This is a genomic window from Sediminibacillus massiliensis, assembly GCF_900156915.1.
Classification (GTDB): domain Bacteria; phylum Bacillota; class Bacilli; order Bacillales; family Amphibacillaceae; genus Sediminibacillus_A; species Sediminibacillus_A massiliensis.
This window is the reverse complement of sequence record NZ_LT732535.1, coordinates 1,327,439-1,345,554: the sequence shown is the minus strand read 5'-3', so window position 1 is coordinate 1,345,554 and position 18,116 is coordinate 1,327,439. Positions and strand designations below refer to the sequence as shown.

Annotated in this window: 14 protein-coding genes; 12 read left to right on the top strand and 2 right to left on the bottom strand. The window is 38.0% G+C overall.

The genetic code is table 11. The annotated features are described in order from the left end of the window. Positions 1–126 precede the first annotated feature (126 nt). Both CZ434_RS07520 and CZ434_RS07515 read right to left on the bottom strand, forming a co-directional pair. Entirely contained in the window at positions 127–1,233 is a 1,107-nt protein-coding gene (locus tag CZ434_RS07520) for a DUF1648 domain-containing protein (RefSeq protein ID WP_077622557.1), read from the bottom strand. After that, a complete protein-coding gene (locus CZ434_RS07515; RefSeq protein ID WP_077622556.1) occupies positions 1,226–1,627 on the bottom strand; it encodes a GntR family transcriptional regulator in 402 nt (133 codons plus the stop codon). Before CZ434_RS07515 ends, CZ434_RS07520 begins: the two co-directional genes overlap by 8 nt. Positions 1,628–2,654: 1,027 nt before the next feature. On the opposite strand from CZ434_RS07515, the gene CZ434_RS07510 reads away from it, so the two are divergent. From CZ434_RS07510 to CZ434_RS07455, 12 genes are all read left to right on the top strand, one after another. Beyond that, positions 2,655–3,683, top strand: a complete 1,029-nt coding sequence (locus CZ434_RS07510) for a D-ribose ABC transporter substrate-binding protein (protein ID WP_077622555.1) — start codon at positions 2,655–2,657, stop codon at positions 3,681–3,683. A 67-nt stretch (positions 3,684–3,750) separates the two neighbouring features. Continuing rightward, entirely contained in the window at positions 3,751–4,434 is a 684-nt protein-coding gene (locus CZ434_RS07505) for a DUF2291 family protein (protein WP_077622554.1), read from the top strand. Beyond that, positions 4,434–5,957, top strand: a complete 1,524-nt coding sequence (locus CZ434_RS07500) for a sugar ABC transporter ATP-binding protein (RefSeq protein ID WP_077622553.1) — start codon at positions 4,434–4,436, stop codon at positions 5,955–5,957. The genes CZ434_RS07505 and CZ434_RS07500 overlap by 1 nt, the downstream gene beginning before the upstream one ends. A gap of 17 nt (positions 5,958–5,974) precedes the next feature. After that, entirely contained in the window at positions 5,975–7,081 is a 1,107-nt protein-coding gene (locus tag CZ434_RS07495) for an ABC transporter permease (RefSeq protein ID WP_245830940.1), read from the top strand. Positions 7,082–7,591: 510 nt separating this feature from the next. Beyond that, on the top strand, positions 7,592–9,058 hold the full coding sequence (locus tag CZ434_RS07490; protein ID WP_077622552.1) for an L-fucose/L-arabinose isomerase family protein: 1,467 nt from the start codon (positions 7,592–7,594) through the stop codon (positions 9,056–9,058). Between the two features lie 46 nt (positions 9,059–9,104). Continuing rightward, positions 9,105–9,935, top strand: a complete 831-nt coding sequence (locus CZ434_RS07485) for a transketolase (RefSeq protein ID WP_425442022.1) — start codon at positions 9,105–9,107, stop codon at positions 9,933–9,935. Continuing rightward, positions 9,932–10,897 (top strand): transketolase family protein, encoded by a 966-nt coding sequence (locus CZ434_RS07480; protein ID WP_077622551.1) that lies wholly within the window; start codon positions 9,932–9,934, stop codon positions 10,895–10,897. Before CZ434_RS07485 ends, CZ434_RS07480 begins: the two co-directional genes overlap by 4 nt. Positions 10,898–10,912: 15 nt before the next feature. Next, positions 10,913–12,421 (top strand): glycerol kinase GlpK, encoded by a 1,509-nt coding sequence (gene glpK / locus CZ434_RS07475; RefSeq protein WP_077622550.1) that lies wholly within the window; start codon positions 10,913–10,915, stop codon positions 12,419–12,421. Between the two features lie 315 nt (positions 12,422–12,736). Then, complete coding sequence (locus CZ434_RS07470) at positions 12,737–14,242, top strand: DUF1593 domain-containing protein (RefSeq protein WP_077622549.1); 1,506 nt, start codon at positions 12,737–12,739, stop codon at positions 14,240–14,242. Between the two features lie 572 nt (positions 14,243–14,814). Further along, the gene (locus CZ434_RS07465; protein WP_245830939.1) at positions 14,815–15,807 is read left to right on the top strand and encodes a carbohydrate ABC transporter permease; all 993 of its coding nucleotides are present in this window, start codon (positions 14,815–14,817) and stop codon (positions 15,805–15,807) included. An 18-nt stretch (positions 15,808–15,825) separates the two neighbouring features. Next, complete coding sequence (locus CZ434_RS07460) at positions 15,826–16,650, top strand: carbohydrate ABC transporter permease (RefSeq protein WP_077622548.1); 825 nt, start codon at positions 15,826–15,828, stop codon at positions 16,648–16,650. 102 nt (positions 16,651–16,752) lie between these two features. Further along, complete coding sequence (locus tag CZ434_RS07455) at positions 16,753–18,048, top strand: ABC transporter substrate-binding protein (RefSeq protein ID WP_077622547.1); 1,296 nt, start codon at positions 16,753–16,755, stop codon at positions 18,046–18,048. The last annotated feature ends 68 nt before the right edge of the window (positions 18,049–18,116 follow it).

Sequence of the window (18,116 nt, the reverse complement as noted above, 5' to 3'; positions counted from 1 at the left end):
TAAATATTAGTACATTACCCTTTAGGACATTCGTAAAACTCACCTCTATCAACAATAGAAAAAAGGCACTCCAACATACAATATGGAGTGCCTTATTAATTTGAACTGTCTGCCGGACGGCCGTATTTATGCTCCCAGCAACAGAGGTATCCCGACTGCAAGTATAATAATTGATAGAAAGAGAACCCATGCCAGCGGGCGTGCAAGGTTGAGTGTCCATCCTACACCAAAGCGTTTTTCTAAAAACAGGGCTGGATCATTAGGGTTATAGTAGAACTGACCGAGCTTCCAATACTTGTCATCATCACGATCGATAATTTCGCCTTTTTTCCCTGTCCCTGTCTTCACACGGCTTCCTCCCTGCCCGGTTGTAAAGGAGAGGACTATTGCACCAATTGTCACGCCGCCTCCTAATACAAGTGGTGCGATGACTAGGAACTTCGAGTTAATTGGATAAATAAACGAAAGCTGGATAAGAGAGAACAATAGCGTCATTGCTATACCAGTGATGATAATGAACGCTGACCATCTTCTACGGAAAATGACCGATTGTTGAATCGATTTTTCCGGATTTTCCGCATTCAACTGCTGTTTAGCCTTTGCTATTACCGTATTGATACCCAAGAATAATAAGGAGAGATACACCATCATGGCTGGCATCAAGAGGATAGAACGGTAAGACTTATTTTCCCAGTTTGTGACCTCGCCGTTAAAGTTATACTGCATTGGAATCTGATCAGGTATCTGATCATAGACCGATAGAGAAAACAGTATCATTCCAAACGAGAGGATAAACGAAATAAGAAACCAGCCATTTGAATATGTGAGTTTCTGGTTACGGAACCCTGTTTGGATGACAGTGCGCTGAGGTTTCTCTTTCCCCCATTTTTGCTCAGCTTTTAGAGTTTTCATTTTACGATGAAAATACAAATAGACCAAAAACGTGATGAAGATATACAAAAGAAGAGACACACTGATTAAGACAGTAATTGTTTGTGGATCTATTTCCAATGGAAGTGCAAATAAATAAACCGCAGCTGTTAGTAAACTAACAACTCCTGTAAGCTTTACATATTTTTTTCTCATCAAACGTAGTTCCTTGGTGTAGTACACATCTTCCGGAATCCATACCCCGAAACTTTCTGTTCGCCTCGTCAAATACGGCATGAACATCATCCCGATGAACACAGGCAGGACTGTTATCAACAAAAGCAAAATGAGCGTGCTATTCATTGTGATCCCCCTCACTTAATTCATATTCTTTATACAAACTGCTGCACATTTTAAGAAATTCCTCTTTCTCTATCCCACGGCAAACGGACTCGGCAATCAGTGTGTTTAATGATTTGCTCAGCCCGTGCTTGTATTCCTCGTCTGCCTGAGGAATACCCTCTGGATTGATCACAACTCCTTTTTGCCGGTGAATCAAGATAAACCCCTCTTGCTTAAGTTGTTTATAAGCTTTATTGACCGTATGAAGATTTATCCCGATATCAGCAGCCAAACTTCTAACAGAGGGAAGCCGTTCACCCAATGCCAGTTCTTTCTTTGCAATCCCGGCAACAATTTGATTTCTCAATTGTAAATAGATAGGATCCGTTGATTGTAGATCGAGATTAATATACAATTTTCTTCACTCCTGTTTGCGTGTTATATACGTAGTATAACACATGATATTCGATAAACGAATAGTTTTTATTTATAACCGGTAAAATGGGTAAGAGCCACCAAGTATCCCAAATTGCCTATGCTAAAATAAAAGCCTAATAGCAAAAGCCAAGGTGATAGAGTCGATGACATTACTACAATTGAAGTATGTGATCGAAGGGATGAGAATCATTTGATTGGTAAAGCGGCTGTTTATTAGTGAACTTAGTATGTCCAATGCATTCAAGGAATTGGAATGGATTGGGGATCACGATCTTTTCCCTGAGGAATAAGGGAATCGATCTTATTCCTGAAGGTTCGGAGTTTATTGGTTACGCAAGACAGGTGATCTAACAGACAGCCTTGCTAGAAAATCGCAATATCAACAACACACAATCACCAAAGCAGTACTTCTCTGTATCTTGACAGCATTATGCTTTTGCTGTTAGTGCGTTTGTAAAGCTGTCGAAAGACTATAACCGGGATAATTTCAATCAAAAATATGATAAGTAAGTTTCTGAGAGAGGGAAACTTAAGGTTTCATAGACTTTTCGGGCAAACCCTCATGTGTTGGTAAGGGAATCGATAAAAGAAGTTTAGTAAAACTAAAAAATACTTAAAAATTTATGAATAAATATCTAAACTTATTGACTTCATTTTAGCTGTGTGTTATCTTTTTTTTAAAGATAAATCAATTCATTTCTTCTTTCCACAGGGTTTAATTACCTTATGAGTTTATATGTAACTAAAATGAATAATTATTTAGTTTATTTTTTTAGTTATTTTCAGTCATTTTTTGATAAAAAATTCACATTGTAAAGCAATACTTAACCAGACAGCTAAATAGTTAGCTATTTTTTTTACAATATAACCAAGTTATGAATGGGGGGTGACCGAAAATAAGGTGATGAGGTTGCAAGTGTACGGCCCGATAAATGTTTTTGTTAAATGTAAGCGCTTTAAAAATTTTTATGCAATTACTTGAAGATTGAAAAGGGGAGAAAAGGATGAAGAAAAATCAATTGCTTTTGTTAATTATGTTGTTGACTAGTGTTCTGTTATTCGCTTGTGCCCAGGAAAACGTTGACGGAGAGAACACGGAAAATGAAAGCGAAGAAACTGCCACAGATTCTACTACTACAGAGGAAGCATCTGCAAAAGAAACAGAATCCTCAAATTTAATCGTCATTATAACCCCTTCCCATGATAATCCATTTTTTAAGACAGAAGCAGAGGCAGCACAAGCTAAAGCCGAAGAGCTTGGCTATGAAACGTTAGTCATGTCGCATGATGATGATCCTAACAAGCAAAGCGAGCAAATTGATACAGCAATTTCCAGAAATGCTGCAGCGATAATCTTGGATAACGCAGGAGCAGACGCAACAGTTAGCGCAATTGAAAAAGCAAAAGATGCTGGAATTCCCTCTTTCTTGATTGACCGTGAAATAAATGAAACAGGAATAGCGATATCTCAGATTGTTGCAAACAATTACCAGGGATCAAGTCTAGTTGCAGAGAAGTTTGTTGAATTAATGAGTGAGGAAGGAAAGTATGTAGAATTAACGGGAAAAGAATCGGATACAAATGCTGGCGTACGTTCTCAAGGTTTCCATGAAGTAATTGATCAATATCCTGACATGGAGATAGTAGCTACTCAAAGTGCGAACTGGAGTCAGACAGAAGCTTTTTCGAAGATGGAATCGATTATCCAGGCAAATAGTGATATTAAAGGTGTGATTGCAGGAAACGACACGATGGCAATGGGAGCGTATGCTGCATTGGAAGCAGCCGGAATGGATGATGTTATAGTGGTAGGGTTCGATGGCAGCAATGATGTCAGAGACTCTATTATGGAAGATGGAATTAAAGCCACTGGATTGCAACCTGCATTTGAGATCGCTCAAATGGCTGTTGACCAGGCAGATACTTATATAAAAGAAGGTTCAACTGGTTTGGACGAAAAACAATTAGTGGATTGTGTACTTATTGATTCAAGCAATGCAGATAAACTGAATAACTTTGCATTATCTGAATAGCCCTAAATAACCCTTTCTAAAAGACTCTTTATGTAAAGTAAAGAGTCTTTCTTATAAGTTACTTGTGATGGAGGAGTTGAAAAAAATGGGATTCTTTTTGAAAAAGAACAAAAGCTTAGTAATAACAACTCTTACTTTAATAGGATTCATGGTTATTTTATTCACTGGAAGTACTGTGGTTAGTAATGAAGATATGCAAGCCAATGCGGATGGCCCGAGTGCTTCATCGACAGATTTTAATGCAGAAGAGTACGTAGAAGAAACATGGGAAAGCGAAGTACTTCCATACTTCGAAGATAACAAAAGGGATATAATGGAAATTTTTAATCAAATTAATGAAAAGGACTTAGCAGTTGTTGGAGAAGAGCTGGGTGTAAAAGATGGTTCCAGCTTTAATTTTATCGTTGCCGGCAAGGGCGAAGTAGTAAGTGTTAACACGGAGTCAAGAAAAGGTGTTTCAGAAATTGACGTGGAGCCCTATGACGGCAGTCCGGATTTTACTTTGCAAATTGGTCCTGTCTTTGAAGGGTATGCCATTAGAGATGTTTTGGACTACATCAAGTTTGAAGACTTTAATAACCAGATAGAATGGGCACAGCTTGGCACAACTTACAACACAAAATCCTATCAGGATAATTTAGAAGGTATTGAATTAAAAGAAGGTCTAGAAATATCTTATACGGGAGTGCTCACAGCCAGTGAAGAGGTTAGTTTACTCACTCCTGTTCTTGTCCGGGGAGGTGGAGAATAATGTCTGGTGATTCAGGAGTCGTCACAGATGTTTGCTTAGAGGCAAAAGAAGTATCTAAACTTTATCCCGGGACAATAGCTTTAGATAAAGTAAATATGAAACTTTATAAAGGAAAAGTGAATGTACTGATTGGAGAGAACGGTGCTGGGAAATCTACATTGATGAAAATCATAGCCGGCGTAGAAAGCCCAAGCGATGGCAAAATAATATTCAATGGTAAAGAAGTTCGATTCAATAATACAAGAGAAGCAGGAGAAGCCGGAATCGGGATAATTCATCAGGAGCTGAATTTATTTCCCAATTTAACAGTGGCTGAAAATATATTTATGGCAAGGGAAATAGCCAAATTTGGCAAGATAAATGAAGCTGATCAAAAAGCAAGAACGAAAGAAGTGTTAGAGAAACTAGAGCAGGCCATCGATCCAAACACATTAGTGGGTGAACTAAGAGTAGGGCAACAGCAAATCATTGAAATTGCTAAAACGATGATTCAAAAAAAACTTCAAATATTAATAATGGATGAACCCACCTCCTCATTAAGTGGAGCAGAGGTAAAAGTATTGTTCAGGCTGATTGAAGAATTAAAGCAACAAGGTGTAGCAATTGTCTATATATCCCACCGAATGGAAGAGATTATGCAAATTGGTGACTATCTTACAATTCTTCGGGATGGTAAATTGGTAGCTTCCGAAAAAGTGAAATCCATAGATTTGAAATGGATTGTCACAAATATGGTTGGCGAAGAGCGCCAGAGAGTGCAGATAAAAAAGAACAAAAACATCGGAAAGGAAATTTTAACAGTTAAGAATTTAGTGCTCCCACGGGCGGACGGACTTGCATTAGATAATGTTTCGTTTTCTCTGCATCAAGGAGAAATACTAGGTATTTACGGTTTGCTCGGAGCTGGTAGGACAGAATTGTTGGAAAGCCTGATGGGCAAAAATTATGGCGACCTAATGGGTGAAGTTTTTGTTGATGGTACATTAACTAAACCAACATCGGTGCATAAGCAAATTAAAAACGGTTTTGCCTATATACCAGAAGACCGGCAGAAAGAAGGCTTAGTTCAAACCCTTTCGATTGCTCAGAATTTGACTTTGTCAAGTATGGATAATTACACTAAATCTTTTCACTTAGTTAACTCTAAAGAGGAACATGCAATAAAGCAAACAGTGAAAGATTTCTTTATAAAAGTATCTAATACTTCATTGCCGATTTTTTCATTAAGTGGTGGTAACCAGCAAAAGGTCGTAATAGGTAAAGCTATTTTAACTTCTCCTAGAATTTTATTACTTGATGAACCGACAAGGGGTATTGACGTATCGGCAAAAGCAGATGTATTCAAAATAGTAAACAAACTGGCAGAATCCGGTCTAGGTGTAATTTTGGTATCATCCGAACTGAAAGAAATTATCGATGGATCCAACAGAGTCATTGTACTCTCAAAAGGAAAGTTAACAGGAGAGTTCAGAGGGGATGAAATAACCGAACACGCTTTGATGGAAGCCGCTACAAAAGTTTAATAAGTGGTTCATAATAGTTGAAAAAAGGAGGAATTATTGTGGTAAAGCCGATAGAAAAAATGAAAGAAGGTACACCGGAACAGAAAGCAAAACCGGCCAAAGTCAAAACTTTATCGTTTAGAATGCTTTTATTAAAGGCTAGAACCTTTATCGCCTTGATTCTATTGTTAATAGTATTCAGCATTTTGATTCCTAATTTTTTAGAGCCGCAAAATCTTATATTAATTACTAAGCATGTCGTGTTGTATGCTCTATTAGGAGTGGGTATGACTTTTGTTATAGTGACAGGAGGAATTGATTTATCGGTTGGTTCTATAGTTGGTTTAGCAGGTATGATTGCAGGAAGTTTTATTTATGAAGGATTAGTACTGAATTTTGCAGATGCTACTGTGTATTTTTCCGTTCCAGTCGTCATTCTAATCACCTTATTGTTTGGGGCGTTAATAGGTGGGATGAACGGTTTACTAATAACAAAATTTAATGTTCCGCCTTTTATTGCTACATTAGGTATGCTTTATGTAGCTCGCGGAATTGCTTTATTAATATCTGATGGAGCTACATATCCAAATTTAGCCGGAAGTCCGGAGTTAGGAAATACCGGCTTTTCTTTTCTTGGTACAGGTAATTTGTTGGGAATGCCGGTATCTATCTGGGTGATGGTTTTGTTTGGCGCTATTGCAGTATATATATTCAGAAAGACTCCATTAGGCAGGCATATTTTTGCTGTTGGTGGAAATGAAAAGGCGGCCGATATAGCCGGAGTTCAAGTTAATAAGATTAAAATGTTAGTCTACATGATATCAGGTTTATGTGCAGCAATGGTAGGGTTGATTGTTGCCTCTCAGCTTGGAGCGGCACATCCAGCAACAGGAGAAACGTGGGAATTAAACGCCATAGCAGCCACAGTACTTGGTGGCACGTCTCTTGCTGGAGGGAGAGGAAGTATCGGCGGTACCATAATGGGTGCATTTGTAATAGGGGTTTTAAGTGATGGGATGGTTATGATGGGGATTTCTGAATTCTGGCAAATGGTAATTACAGGTGGTGTTATTGTACTTGCTGTTATAGTGGATCAGCTTCAAGGCAAGATGCAGCATAAAGTGGTATTGGAACAGCAGGCATAGATTCTATTTTAAATAAAGCTTTGTTAAAAGGATAGGTTTTACAATAAACCTATCCCCTTTTCATTCATTAATTCAGTTATAACTGCTAACCAAATGAATGAAAGATCACTGATTGTCAAAATAACTTTATATATATAAATTTTTTTATGTGATTTACAATCGATTATTTAGCTTTTTTTTTTGTAAATACAGCAATAATTAGCTTTTTAGGTATGACAAAAACATGATTAAGGGTTGTTTGTAAAAAATAAGCTAAATTTTATAAAAAATTCTAGTAAAATTTATTGACGGTTTTAATATCAGTTGATAATATTAACTTAAATATTTAACTAAACATCAAAGAACTATGGAAGGTAGCTATTTAAGTAAGTATAGCCTTTAGATTTCTTCAATTAAAAATGATAGCGGTTTCTTTTAGAGGGGTTGTAGGTCAGTTTACTGCTTACTTAATTAATATTTTTATAGAGTAGTGTATTAGATAAGTAGATTAATAAAAATGGAGGGGTCTGTATGGATAAGATCAAATTAGGTTTTGCACCCACAAGAAGGTTTGTTTTCAGCAAAGAAGATGCTTACAAATATAAAGGGTTAATTCTGAAACAAATAAAAAATTTCGGATTGGATATTGAAATTGTAGACTTGGAAGGAATCAATGATGAAGGATTACTTTATAACCGGGCGGAGGAAACTGCTGTTATTAAACGGTTTAAAGACGCAGGGGTTGATGCTTTATTCTTCCCTCATTGTAATTTTGGTACAGAAGATATTGTAGCCAGGGTCGCTAAAGCAATTGATAAGCCAGTCTTGTTATGGGGGCCGAGAGATGAAGCGCCATTAGAAAATGGTATGCGTCTCCGTGATACACAGTGTGGAATGTTTGCGACTGGGAAAGTACTTCGACGTTTTAATGTACCATTTACTTACATTACAAATAGCGCGGTAGACTCTAAAGTATTTGAACGTGGATTTAAAAACTTTATCGGAGCTGCAAATGTAGTTAAGAGATTTAAAGAATTGAGGATTTTACAAATTTCCACTCGCCCTTCCGATTTCTGGTCTGTTATCTGTAATGAGGGAGAGTTGTTAGAAAAGTTTGGTATTCAAATTCATCCTGTAACTTTAGATGAGATTAAGCAGGCAACATTAAAAGTTGAAGAACATGGTAGCCCTGAATTGGATGACGCTATTCAGTATATCAAGGATACATTGGACTGGAGTGCTGTTGAGGATGAACACGTACGGCGTATTGCATCTTTAAAAGTAGCCATGAAACAGATGGCTACTGAAACTGGAAGCTCAGCAATTGCAATTCAGTGTTGGTCTACTCTTCAGGACATTATAGGAATCATGCCATGTCTTGCTAATGCTATTCTGACCGACGAACAAATTCCGGTAACTTGTGAAACGGATATCCATGGAGCTATTACTTCTGTCATGGTTCAGGCTGCTACTTTAAATACACAACCCACATTCTTTGCGGATATTACCGTCCGTCATCCCGAGAATCCAAATGGTGAATTGTTGTTTCATTGCGGTAACTTTCCTGTTTCTCTCAGCCAGGAACAAAAACCTAAGTTGCAGCGTCACTTTTTATTTGAAGATCATTCCCCGGGAACTCATGAGGGGGAAATTAAAGGTGGCAACATGACCATTGCCCGGTTCGATGGCGATCATGGTGAATATTCCATATTTCTTGGTAAAGCCCAAGGTACACAGGGACCTTATTCTAGAGGATCTTATGTATGGGTAGAAGTAAACGATTGGCCGTTATGGGAAGAAACACTAGTGAAAGGACCATACATTCATCACTCTACTGGTATTCATGCCAATGTCATCCCAGTTATCTATGAGGCTTGTCAGTACATTAATGGTTTGAAGCCTGATCCAGTGGACCCGACAGAAAGAGAAATTCAGGCTTGGCTACGAGGTAGTGATATTAATGAACAGGTTTCTGAGCCAGTTCTTAGCCGCAATTAATGAAAGATAAAAATATTTTAATTCTCTTTCAGGAGGGTGTATATCTATGATAGATGAACTATTTTTAAAACGAAAAGCTACACAAATTCGTAAAGATTTTATCCAAATGATATTTGAAGCGGGAACAGGTCACACCGGTTCATCTTTATCAAATACAGACATTTTAACTGCTTTGTATTATGGCGTGATGAACGTGAATCCCCAAAATCCGGATTGGGAAGACCGTGATCGTTATGTCCAAAGCAAAGGTCACGCAGTAGAGTCTTACTGGGCAGTCTTGGCAGATAAGGGATTCTTCCCAAAAGAAGAATTGAAGACTTTTTCACGGTATAACTCTCGATTAATTGGTCATCCAAATAACAAAGTGCCTGGTGTCGAGATGAATACCGGTGCTTTGGGGCATGGGCTGTCTGTTTCGGTAGGGATGGCTTTAGCCGCGAAATTAGATCAAAAATCGTATCGTGTATTCACCCTTATGGGTGATGGAGAACAAGCTGAAGGTTCTGTCTGGGAAGCTGCAATGGCTGCTTCCCAGTATAAGCTGGATAACTTAGTTGGAATAATTGACCGCAATCGTTTGCAGATAACTGGTAGTACGAACGATGTGATGAACAATGAACCCCTAGATGAAAAATGGGAAAGTTTCGGCTGGGAAGTTATCGAGGTAGATGGGAATGATGTAGCTGCACTGGTCAGAACATTTCAACAAGCGCCATTTAAATCTGATAAACCAACCATGGTATTGGCGAATACTGTGAAAGGAAAAGGCATTTCCTTTACCGAGAACCAAGTCGGCTGGCATCATCGCGTTCCAAGTGAGAAAGAATATAGGATGGCAATGGAGGAACTAACGAAGCAATTGGAGGTATTGATATGAACAAAATAGCCCTCAAAGCCAGTAGTGGAAATAAAATTGCAAATCGTAAAGTAGTTAGTGATACTTTGTTGGAATTAGCTAAAACAAACAAAGATATCCTAGTGCTGACTAGTGACTCCAGAGGATCTGCTTCCATGGTTCCGTTTGGCGAAGCATTTCCTGAGCAATTGATTGAAGTTGGCATTGCTGAGCAAAATCTTGTAGGAATTTCAGCGGGATTAGCATCAGCTGGGAAAAAGCCTTTTGTTGCTTCGCCAGCTTGTTTTTTAAGTATGAGAAGTATTGAACAAATTAAGGTAGACGTGGCTTATTCCCGAACAAACGTTAAATTAATCGGGATTAGCGGCGGTGTGAGCTACGGTGCGCTGGGAATGTCTCACCACTCTGTTCAGGACATTGCAGTTACAAGGGCAATTCCAGGGTTGCATGTGATGCTTCCGGCAGACCGACATGAAACAAAGAATATGATTAAAGCCTTGGTAAATTATGATACACCGGTTTATTTGAGAATTGGAAGAAACCCTGTTGATGATTGTTATACAAGTGACGACTTTGATTTTGAGATTGGCAAAGCCATAACAATGAATGAAGGCGATGACATAACAATTATTGGTACGGGTGAGACGGTCAGAGTTGCCTTGGATACAGCTGATGTCCTGCACCAAGACGGCATAAAGTGCAGGGTGCTCAATATGCATACGATAAAACCATTGGACGAAGAAGCTATCATTAAAGCAGCAATGGAAACCCGTAGGATCATTACATTAGAGGAACACAGTATTTATGGAGGGTTAGGTGCTGCAGTATCGGAAATTGTCACCCAACATCATCCTGTCCCGATGAAAATTGTAGGAATTCCAGATGAACCTGCTATTACAGGTAAAACACCGGAAGTATTTGCGCACTATGGTATTAGTGCGGAAAATGTTTCAAAACTCGCAATGCATTTAATTGGAAAATAAATTGAGGTGGCTGGAATGAAAAATAATTATATCATTGGGATAGATCAGAGCACTTCAGGAACCAAAGTTTTGCTTGTGAATTCAGAAGGTAAGATAGTCTATAAAAATTCCAAGCAGCACAAACAGCATTATTCTGAGGAAGATTGGGTAGGACATGATGCGATGGAAATCTATGAAAATGTTAAACAGCTCATCAATGAAGCTGTAGAATTTTCCACCGTTTCTGCGGAGGAAATAAAAGTCTTGTCGATTACAAATCAAAGAGAAACAATCGTTGTTTGGGATAAGGTAACAGGAATTCCGATATGCAATGCAATCGTTTGGCAGTGCCAGAGAACCTCGGAGAGTTGTCAGGAATTAATAGATAAAGGCTTTGAATTTATGGTGAAACAAAAAACCGGCTTAACTATTGATCCTTATTTTTCAGCCTCCAAGATTAAATGGATGCTGGATTATGTGGACGGTGCCAGGGAAAAAGCTGTAAAAGGAAGACTCTTAACGGGAACGATTGATAGTTGGCTTATTTGGAAACTGACAAACGGACAGACGCATGCAACAGATGTCACCAATGCAAGCCGAACACTTTTATATAATATTCATACCCTGAAGTGGGATGATGACTTGCTTGACCTCTTTACGGTTCCTTTAGCCATGCTTCCTGTTGTCAAAAATTCAGATGCATTGTTCGGAAAAATTCAAGAAAAGGAAATCGTTTTAGAGGGATTGCCGATATCAGGAGTGATTGGTGACTCTCAAGGAGCTCTTTTTGGCCAGCAGTGTTTTGAAATAGGGATGGCCAAAGCAACATTTGGCACGGGGACATCTGTTTTGGTTCATACTGGGGAACTAAGAACAACAGAGAATGGATTGGTTACATCGGTCGCATGGGGGTATGGAGGTAAAGTAAGCTATGCATTAGAGGGGATTATCCGCACAACAGGGGATATCCTCAACTGGATGCGTCATGATCTGGGATTATTTAAAGATTTTGATGAGGCAGAAAAACTTGCTGTATCGATAGCAGATAACCAGGGTGTTTATCTAGTCCCTGCTTTTGTTGGATTAGGAGCGCCTTATTGGAGTCCTGATACACGGGCTGCCATAACTGGAATGAGCAGAGCAACAGGTAAAGCACACCTTATACGTGCTGGTTTAGAAAGTATTGCCTATCAAGTGAGGGATATTATTGAACTAACGCAGCAGGAAGCCGGAACTAAAATTAAAGCGCTGAAAGTAGATGGCGGTGCAATCAGCAATCAATTTTTAATGCAATTTATCGCTGACATGTTAGGGGTTAAGGTAATAGCATCTGACACGGCCGAATTATCGGTGATCGGGGCGGTTTTTCTCGGAGGGTTAGGAGTAGGGATTTGGGAGTCTATGGAAGAAATAAAAAAAATAAATTTCAACAGTAAAGCTTATTATTCAGAAATGAGAGATGAATTGAAGGATGGAAATTACTCAGGATGGAAAGAGGCTGTCAACCGAGTGCTTGTTGCTGAAAATGAATCAGTGAGTATATAAATAAAAGGCGATAGGTTGTGTAGCAAAACCTATCGTCTTGTCCTGATTGCATAATTATTATTAACAGATGAATTTCAGATTCTAATTTAAAATGGATAACGGGATAATGTTTGATTACTAGCAGGAAGTAATACGTTCATTCTTATAGAATCAATATTTTACAAAACGATGCTTCGCTTTTCCCATGTACATATAGGGGTACTATTATCTTTGGTGTATGACAAAAGAAAACTAATAGATAGCTATTTGGGAGTTTATTCGTTTTAGGAAATAAAAGGGCAACTGTAACAAAAAATGAGGATTGGTGATTACAAAATGGTAAAAAAAGGCGAGAGGAATTCAAAGCTTGAATCTAGACCTCGTACTGTAGTAACAACTGACGGGGAAGTAGATGATATGAACTCTGTTATCCGCTTTCTTTTGTATTCAAATGAAGTGAATCTGGAAGGTATAGTGCTTACTAGTTCCATGTATCACTATGCCGGAAATGAAAAAAAGGGTGTTAAACCATATAGATGGACTGGAACAAGATGGTTAATGAACATAATTGATGCTTATGAGGAAGCGTACCCCAATTTAATAAAACATGCGGATGGTTATCCCGAACCAAGCTACATAAGAAAAGTAACGAAAATTGGAAATATTTCTGAGGCCGGAGAGATGGACACAGTCACAGAAGGATCAGAATTTCTGAAAGATCTATTTTTAAGTAATGATAACAGAGATTTATATGTTCAAACCTGGGGTGGAACAAATACTACGGCCAGATCACTTAAATCCATAGAGGAAGAGTATGAGGGGACGAAGGATTGGGAGTCTATAAAGAAAACGGTTAGTGATAAATTGGTGATATATATTATATTGAATCAGGATGAGAGTTATAGCTCCTATATTGCAGAGTATTGGCCAGATATTAGAATTATAAATGATCAGTCAAATTTTTGGCATTTTGCATATGCATGGAAGTTACATGCAGATGAAGTGAACAGAAAGTTGCAAGGAGGTTGGAATTATGAACATATTAAGAATGGTCATGGAAGATTACTAGATTTATATGCCCTTATGGGAGATGGTAATTTCATTGAGGGAGAACATCCAGAAGAGCAACGTGGGAGTGAAGAATATTTAAAGAATAATCCTCACTATGACCGGTATGATTTTATATCCGAGGGTGATTCTCCATCATTCTTTTACTTAATTAATAATGGATTAAGAAGTATGGAAGATCCATCATATGGTGGATGGGGCGGACGCTTTGGTGCTGTTAATGAAAAACTTTATAAAAATACCGTGTTAGATTTCGATATATACACAAATCGGTACGAAGCCGAGTATAGTCTTATGAGATGGTTTGATGATATTCAGAGTGACTTTGCTGCACGTGCTGACTGGGTAGTGGCTCACGATTATAAAGATGCAAACCATCATCCTACTCTTACAGTTAAAGAAGGGCTGGATTTAGAGGTTGAGAGAGGAGAAGAAGTAACTCTCCATGCTATAGGATCAGATCCAGATGGTGACAGTTTAACTTATAGTTGGTGGAGGTATTTTGAGGCGGATACGTATGAAGATTCCAAGGCACCTCCGTTAATAGTGGAACAAAAGCTTGAAGGTGGTATGCAACTTGGGCTACATCGAAGATTAAATAGAGGGGAAGTTACGAATAGCATTGCGCTATCAGGCAGTGATACAGATACTGTAACCCTAACAATTCCTAAAGATGCAAAAACAGGAGACACAATTCATTTAATTGCGGAAGTTAAAGATGATGGCATTCATGAACTGAAGCGATATCAACGTGTGATATTAACAGTTAGATAGCAAGGTAACAAAGAAGGGTGGTAGGTGTGAAGAGATATTATCGAACTATTATCCGGCCTGAGAGACCGTGCTGAGTAATAATTATTGTGTTGTGAAAGATGAATTAAGAACCTAAACATAGCAATAAACAATTGGTTAATACTAAACTTAGCTAGGCAGTTGTAACCGTTGGATATTGGAAAGGTAACTGTTAAAAGAGGTGAACAGTCTAATTATGAAATCTATTTTTGGCATCTTAAAGAGTATCTATATAAGCTGAATAACACAAACAAATGCCCCTTTTTTTCCTGATAAAAGGGGCATTTGTTTTATTTTTTTATAACGCTATGAAGCTTGAAGGATTGCTTATCATAAATTGATAAGTTGAAAAGCCGAGAACTAAATTTTAGTACATAATGCAAAAATTCAATAAATAAATTTATGAAAATTTATAGTAATTATTGACTATTAATCTATAATATTATAAAATTCTATTAACAACAGCTAAACATCAACTAAAACAATAAGGGAGTATTTATTTTTTGTTATTTTTTGAAAGCGCTTAAAACAATTATGGTTTAGGAGGAAATAACATGAAACAAGAGGGAGCTGCAGCGAATGTCTTGCAAGAAGAGGAAGTCCAACCAAGTTCTTCGATAAAAGAATTGAGGAATAAGGATCCACTAGATGAAGAAAGAGTTGTGAAAAAGCAAAAGTTAATAAAAAAAATGAAACCGCTTTTCTTTATAGGCCCTGCATTACTTATCTACCTGTTTGTTGTGGCAGGACCAGCAATTTATACATTTTACTTAAGTTTTTTCCAGACTAACGGTGTAAGTGCAGCTGGGAAAGTTTTTGTTGGTTTTGGAAATTATATCGAGTTATTCGTTAATGACTCTGTTTTCCTAAAAAGCTTTACAAACAATATTATCTGGACAGTCTGTTCGTTAGCATTTAATTTAACTTTTGCTTTGCTAATAGCATTACTGCTAAATAAGTCTTTTCGTGGAAGAACTGTTTTTCGGGCTGTTTTCTACTTCCCTTTTATTTTATCAAATATAGTGGTAGCTATGATTTGGGTGTGGATGTATCATCCAAACATTGGATTATTCAATGAAATACTTAACACACTCGGGCTTCCGAGTGTTGGTTGGCTATCAAATCCTGATTTTGCTTTGTTTTCTGTTTTTGCAGCATCCTCCTGGCAACACGTAGGAAGTTCAATGATTATCTTTCTGGCAGGACTACAAACTATTCCGAAAGAACCTTATGAATCAGCCAAGGTGGATGGAGCAAATTCGTTCCAGGCATTGACACATATTACCCTGCCTCTTTTAAGAGAGACATATATTATTGTATTCGCTACCACTTTGTTCTACTCGATGAGAGTATTTGACATAATTTATGCCATGACTGGCGGTGGGCCATCTCAAAGCACACAGGTTCTTGGTTCATGGATGTATTATCAGACATTCAACCTGAACAATGTAGGGATAGGGTCTGCGATCTCTGTTATCTTGCTCATAGTCGTTATGATTGTAGCTGTTCCATATATCTTATGGCAACAGAAGAAGTCACACGTATAAACAGGAGGGGTATTTAAAGTGAAGAGAAAAATATCTAAAACGTTGTTTTATATTTTTATTATTACATTTGGCTTAGTATGGTTAGTTCCAGTATTTTTTCTGGCAATTACTGCTTTGAAATCTACTGGAGATTTATTTTCAGGATCCTTGTTTTCCCTACCCCAAAAATATAATTGGGGAAATTTCATAGAAGCCTTCAGAGAAGGGGATATGGCTGTATATATGAGAAATAGTGCGTTTATTTCCATTATAAAAGTTCCTTTAGGTATCCTTGTAGCAGCATTGGCCGCATTTGGCCTCACCCGGCTTAATTTCAAATGGGAAAAACCGATTTATATTTTCTTCATCTTAGGAATGACTATTCCATTTCAAGCTTGTCTCGTACCTTTAGTAATAATGTTAACCAATGCTAACTTAATGGACACCTATGTAGGGTTGATTATCCTTTATATTGGTTTTGGGATACCTTTTGCGATGCTAATTTTGACAGGTTTCTTTAGGGGAATTCCAAAGGAGTTGGACGAGGCTGCCAGAATTGATGGATGTAGTGATTTGGGTTTGTTTTTTCGGATTATTCTTCCGGTTGCTAAGCCTGCAATCGCAACTTTGATTATCATGGACTTCCTGGCTACTTGGAATGAATTTCTATTAGCACAAATATTTATTTCTTCAGATAATTTGAAAACGGTTACTACCGGGATCATGAGTTTTACAGGTCAGCATTCCACAAATTATCCACTAATGATGGCTGGCGTACTTATGTCAGTTTTGCCAGTGCTAGCTGTTTATATCATCTTCCAGCGTCATTTTGTACAAGGAATGGGCGGTGCAGTCAAAGGTTAATCATTTGGAAAGTTGTTTCCTAAAGGGGGTGTAGGAACTCAAAAGAAAATAAATTTTACTTATAGGTGATACTCTAAATCCAAAATACAGGAGGGAATCGAATTGAAAAAGGTTTTATCATCTACATTCTTTATGCTTTTTACAATTTTGGTATTAACTGCTTGTAGTTCAGGAGCAAGTAATGGGCAGTCTGCTGAAGGTGAATCTAATGGTGGGAAAAGTTCCGACAGTGATAAGGTTACAGTTCAATTCTGGACACTCAGTGATGATTCAGGAATGTACGAGCCGATTATCGAAGACTTTGAAGAGGCAAATCCTGATATAAAAATCGAAATGTCAACTCGGGCTGTAGATGCTCATAAAGAAGCGTTGAAAGTTGCAGCTTCCTCAGGAACACTGCCAACTGCTTGGTTTAACTGGGGTGGAACACTCGGTAGTTTTTATCCGGAAAATGGTCTGACCCTTGACTTGACAGAGAATGCCAGCCAGGATGGTTGGGATGGAGAGTTTCAGGAAGCAGCCTTGAATTTAGTGAAATATGAGGATCAGTTAAGCGGTGTGCCGATCTCACTAAATGGACTTGGAATCTTTTATCGTAAAGATATTTTTGATCAATATGGTTTAGAAGAACCCTCAACTTTTGAAGAATTTGAATCTATTATGGCTACATTGAAAGAAAACGGCATAACACCGATCTCTGTTGGTGGAAAGTTTGGCTGGCATACAATGAGATTTACCGAAGTTGTATTAGAGCATTTTGCTGGGCCAGAAGTAAAGGATAAATTAATTAATTTGGAAGAATCATGGGACCATGATTCAGTCCAGAAAACTTACGACAAGCTGCATGAATGGAATGAAAAAGGGTATTTTCCAGAGGGTTTTATCACAATAGATCCTAATGAGGCTAAAATGCCATTCTATAGTGGTGATGCAGCAATGCAATTAGAAGGCCCTTGGTTTGATACCAACATGATAGCGGATGGATTTGATATTGAATCTGTCGGCGTATTTCCTTTCCCAACAGAACAGAGTCCTCAGCGAATTTCAAGTTTTGCGGAAATGATTCAAATTAGCAGTGATGCAACAGAAGCAGAACAAGAAGCCGCAATTAAGTTTGCTTTATACACTACTTCTGAAGAGGTAGTAGAGAATCACAAAGATGTCGTTAAATTCCCGCTACCTAGGAAAGATGCTTTTGTACCAGAAGGATTGCCTCATGTTACGGAATTGAATGAGTTTATGAAAGAAGGAAACTTCTTGATTACTGACCAGGCATTACCTCAGGATTTAGTGACCAAGTTTTTTGAAGCACAAGACAAAATTATTACAGGTGAACTAACAACTGAAGAAGCAGTGGAACTAATGAAGAAGTCTGCAGATGAAGTAGCAAACCAGTAAATTTAAATAATTCGATATAGAAGGAACATCAAGGAATGATATGTGTTGTTCCTTCTCTTTGAGTAAGG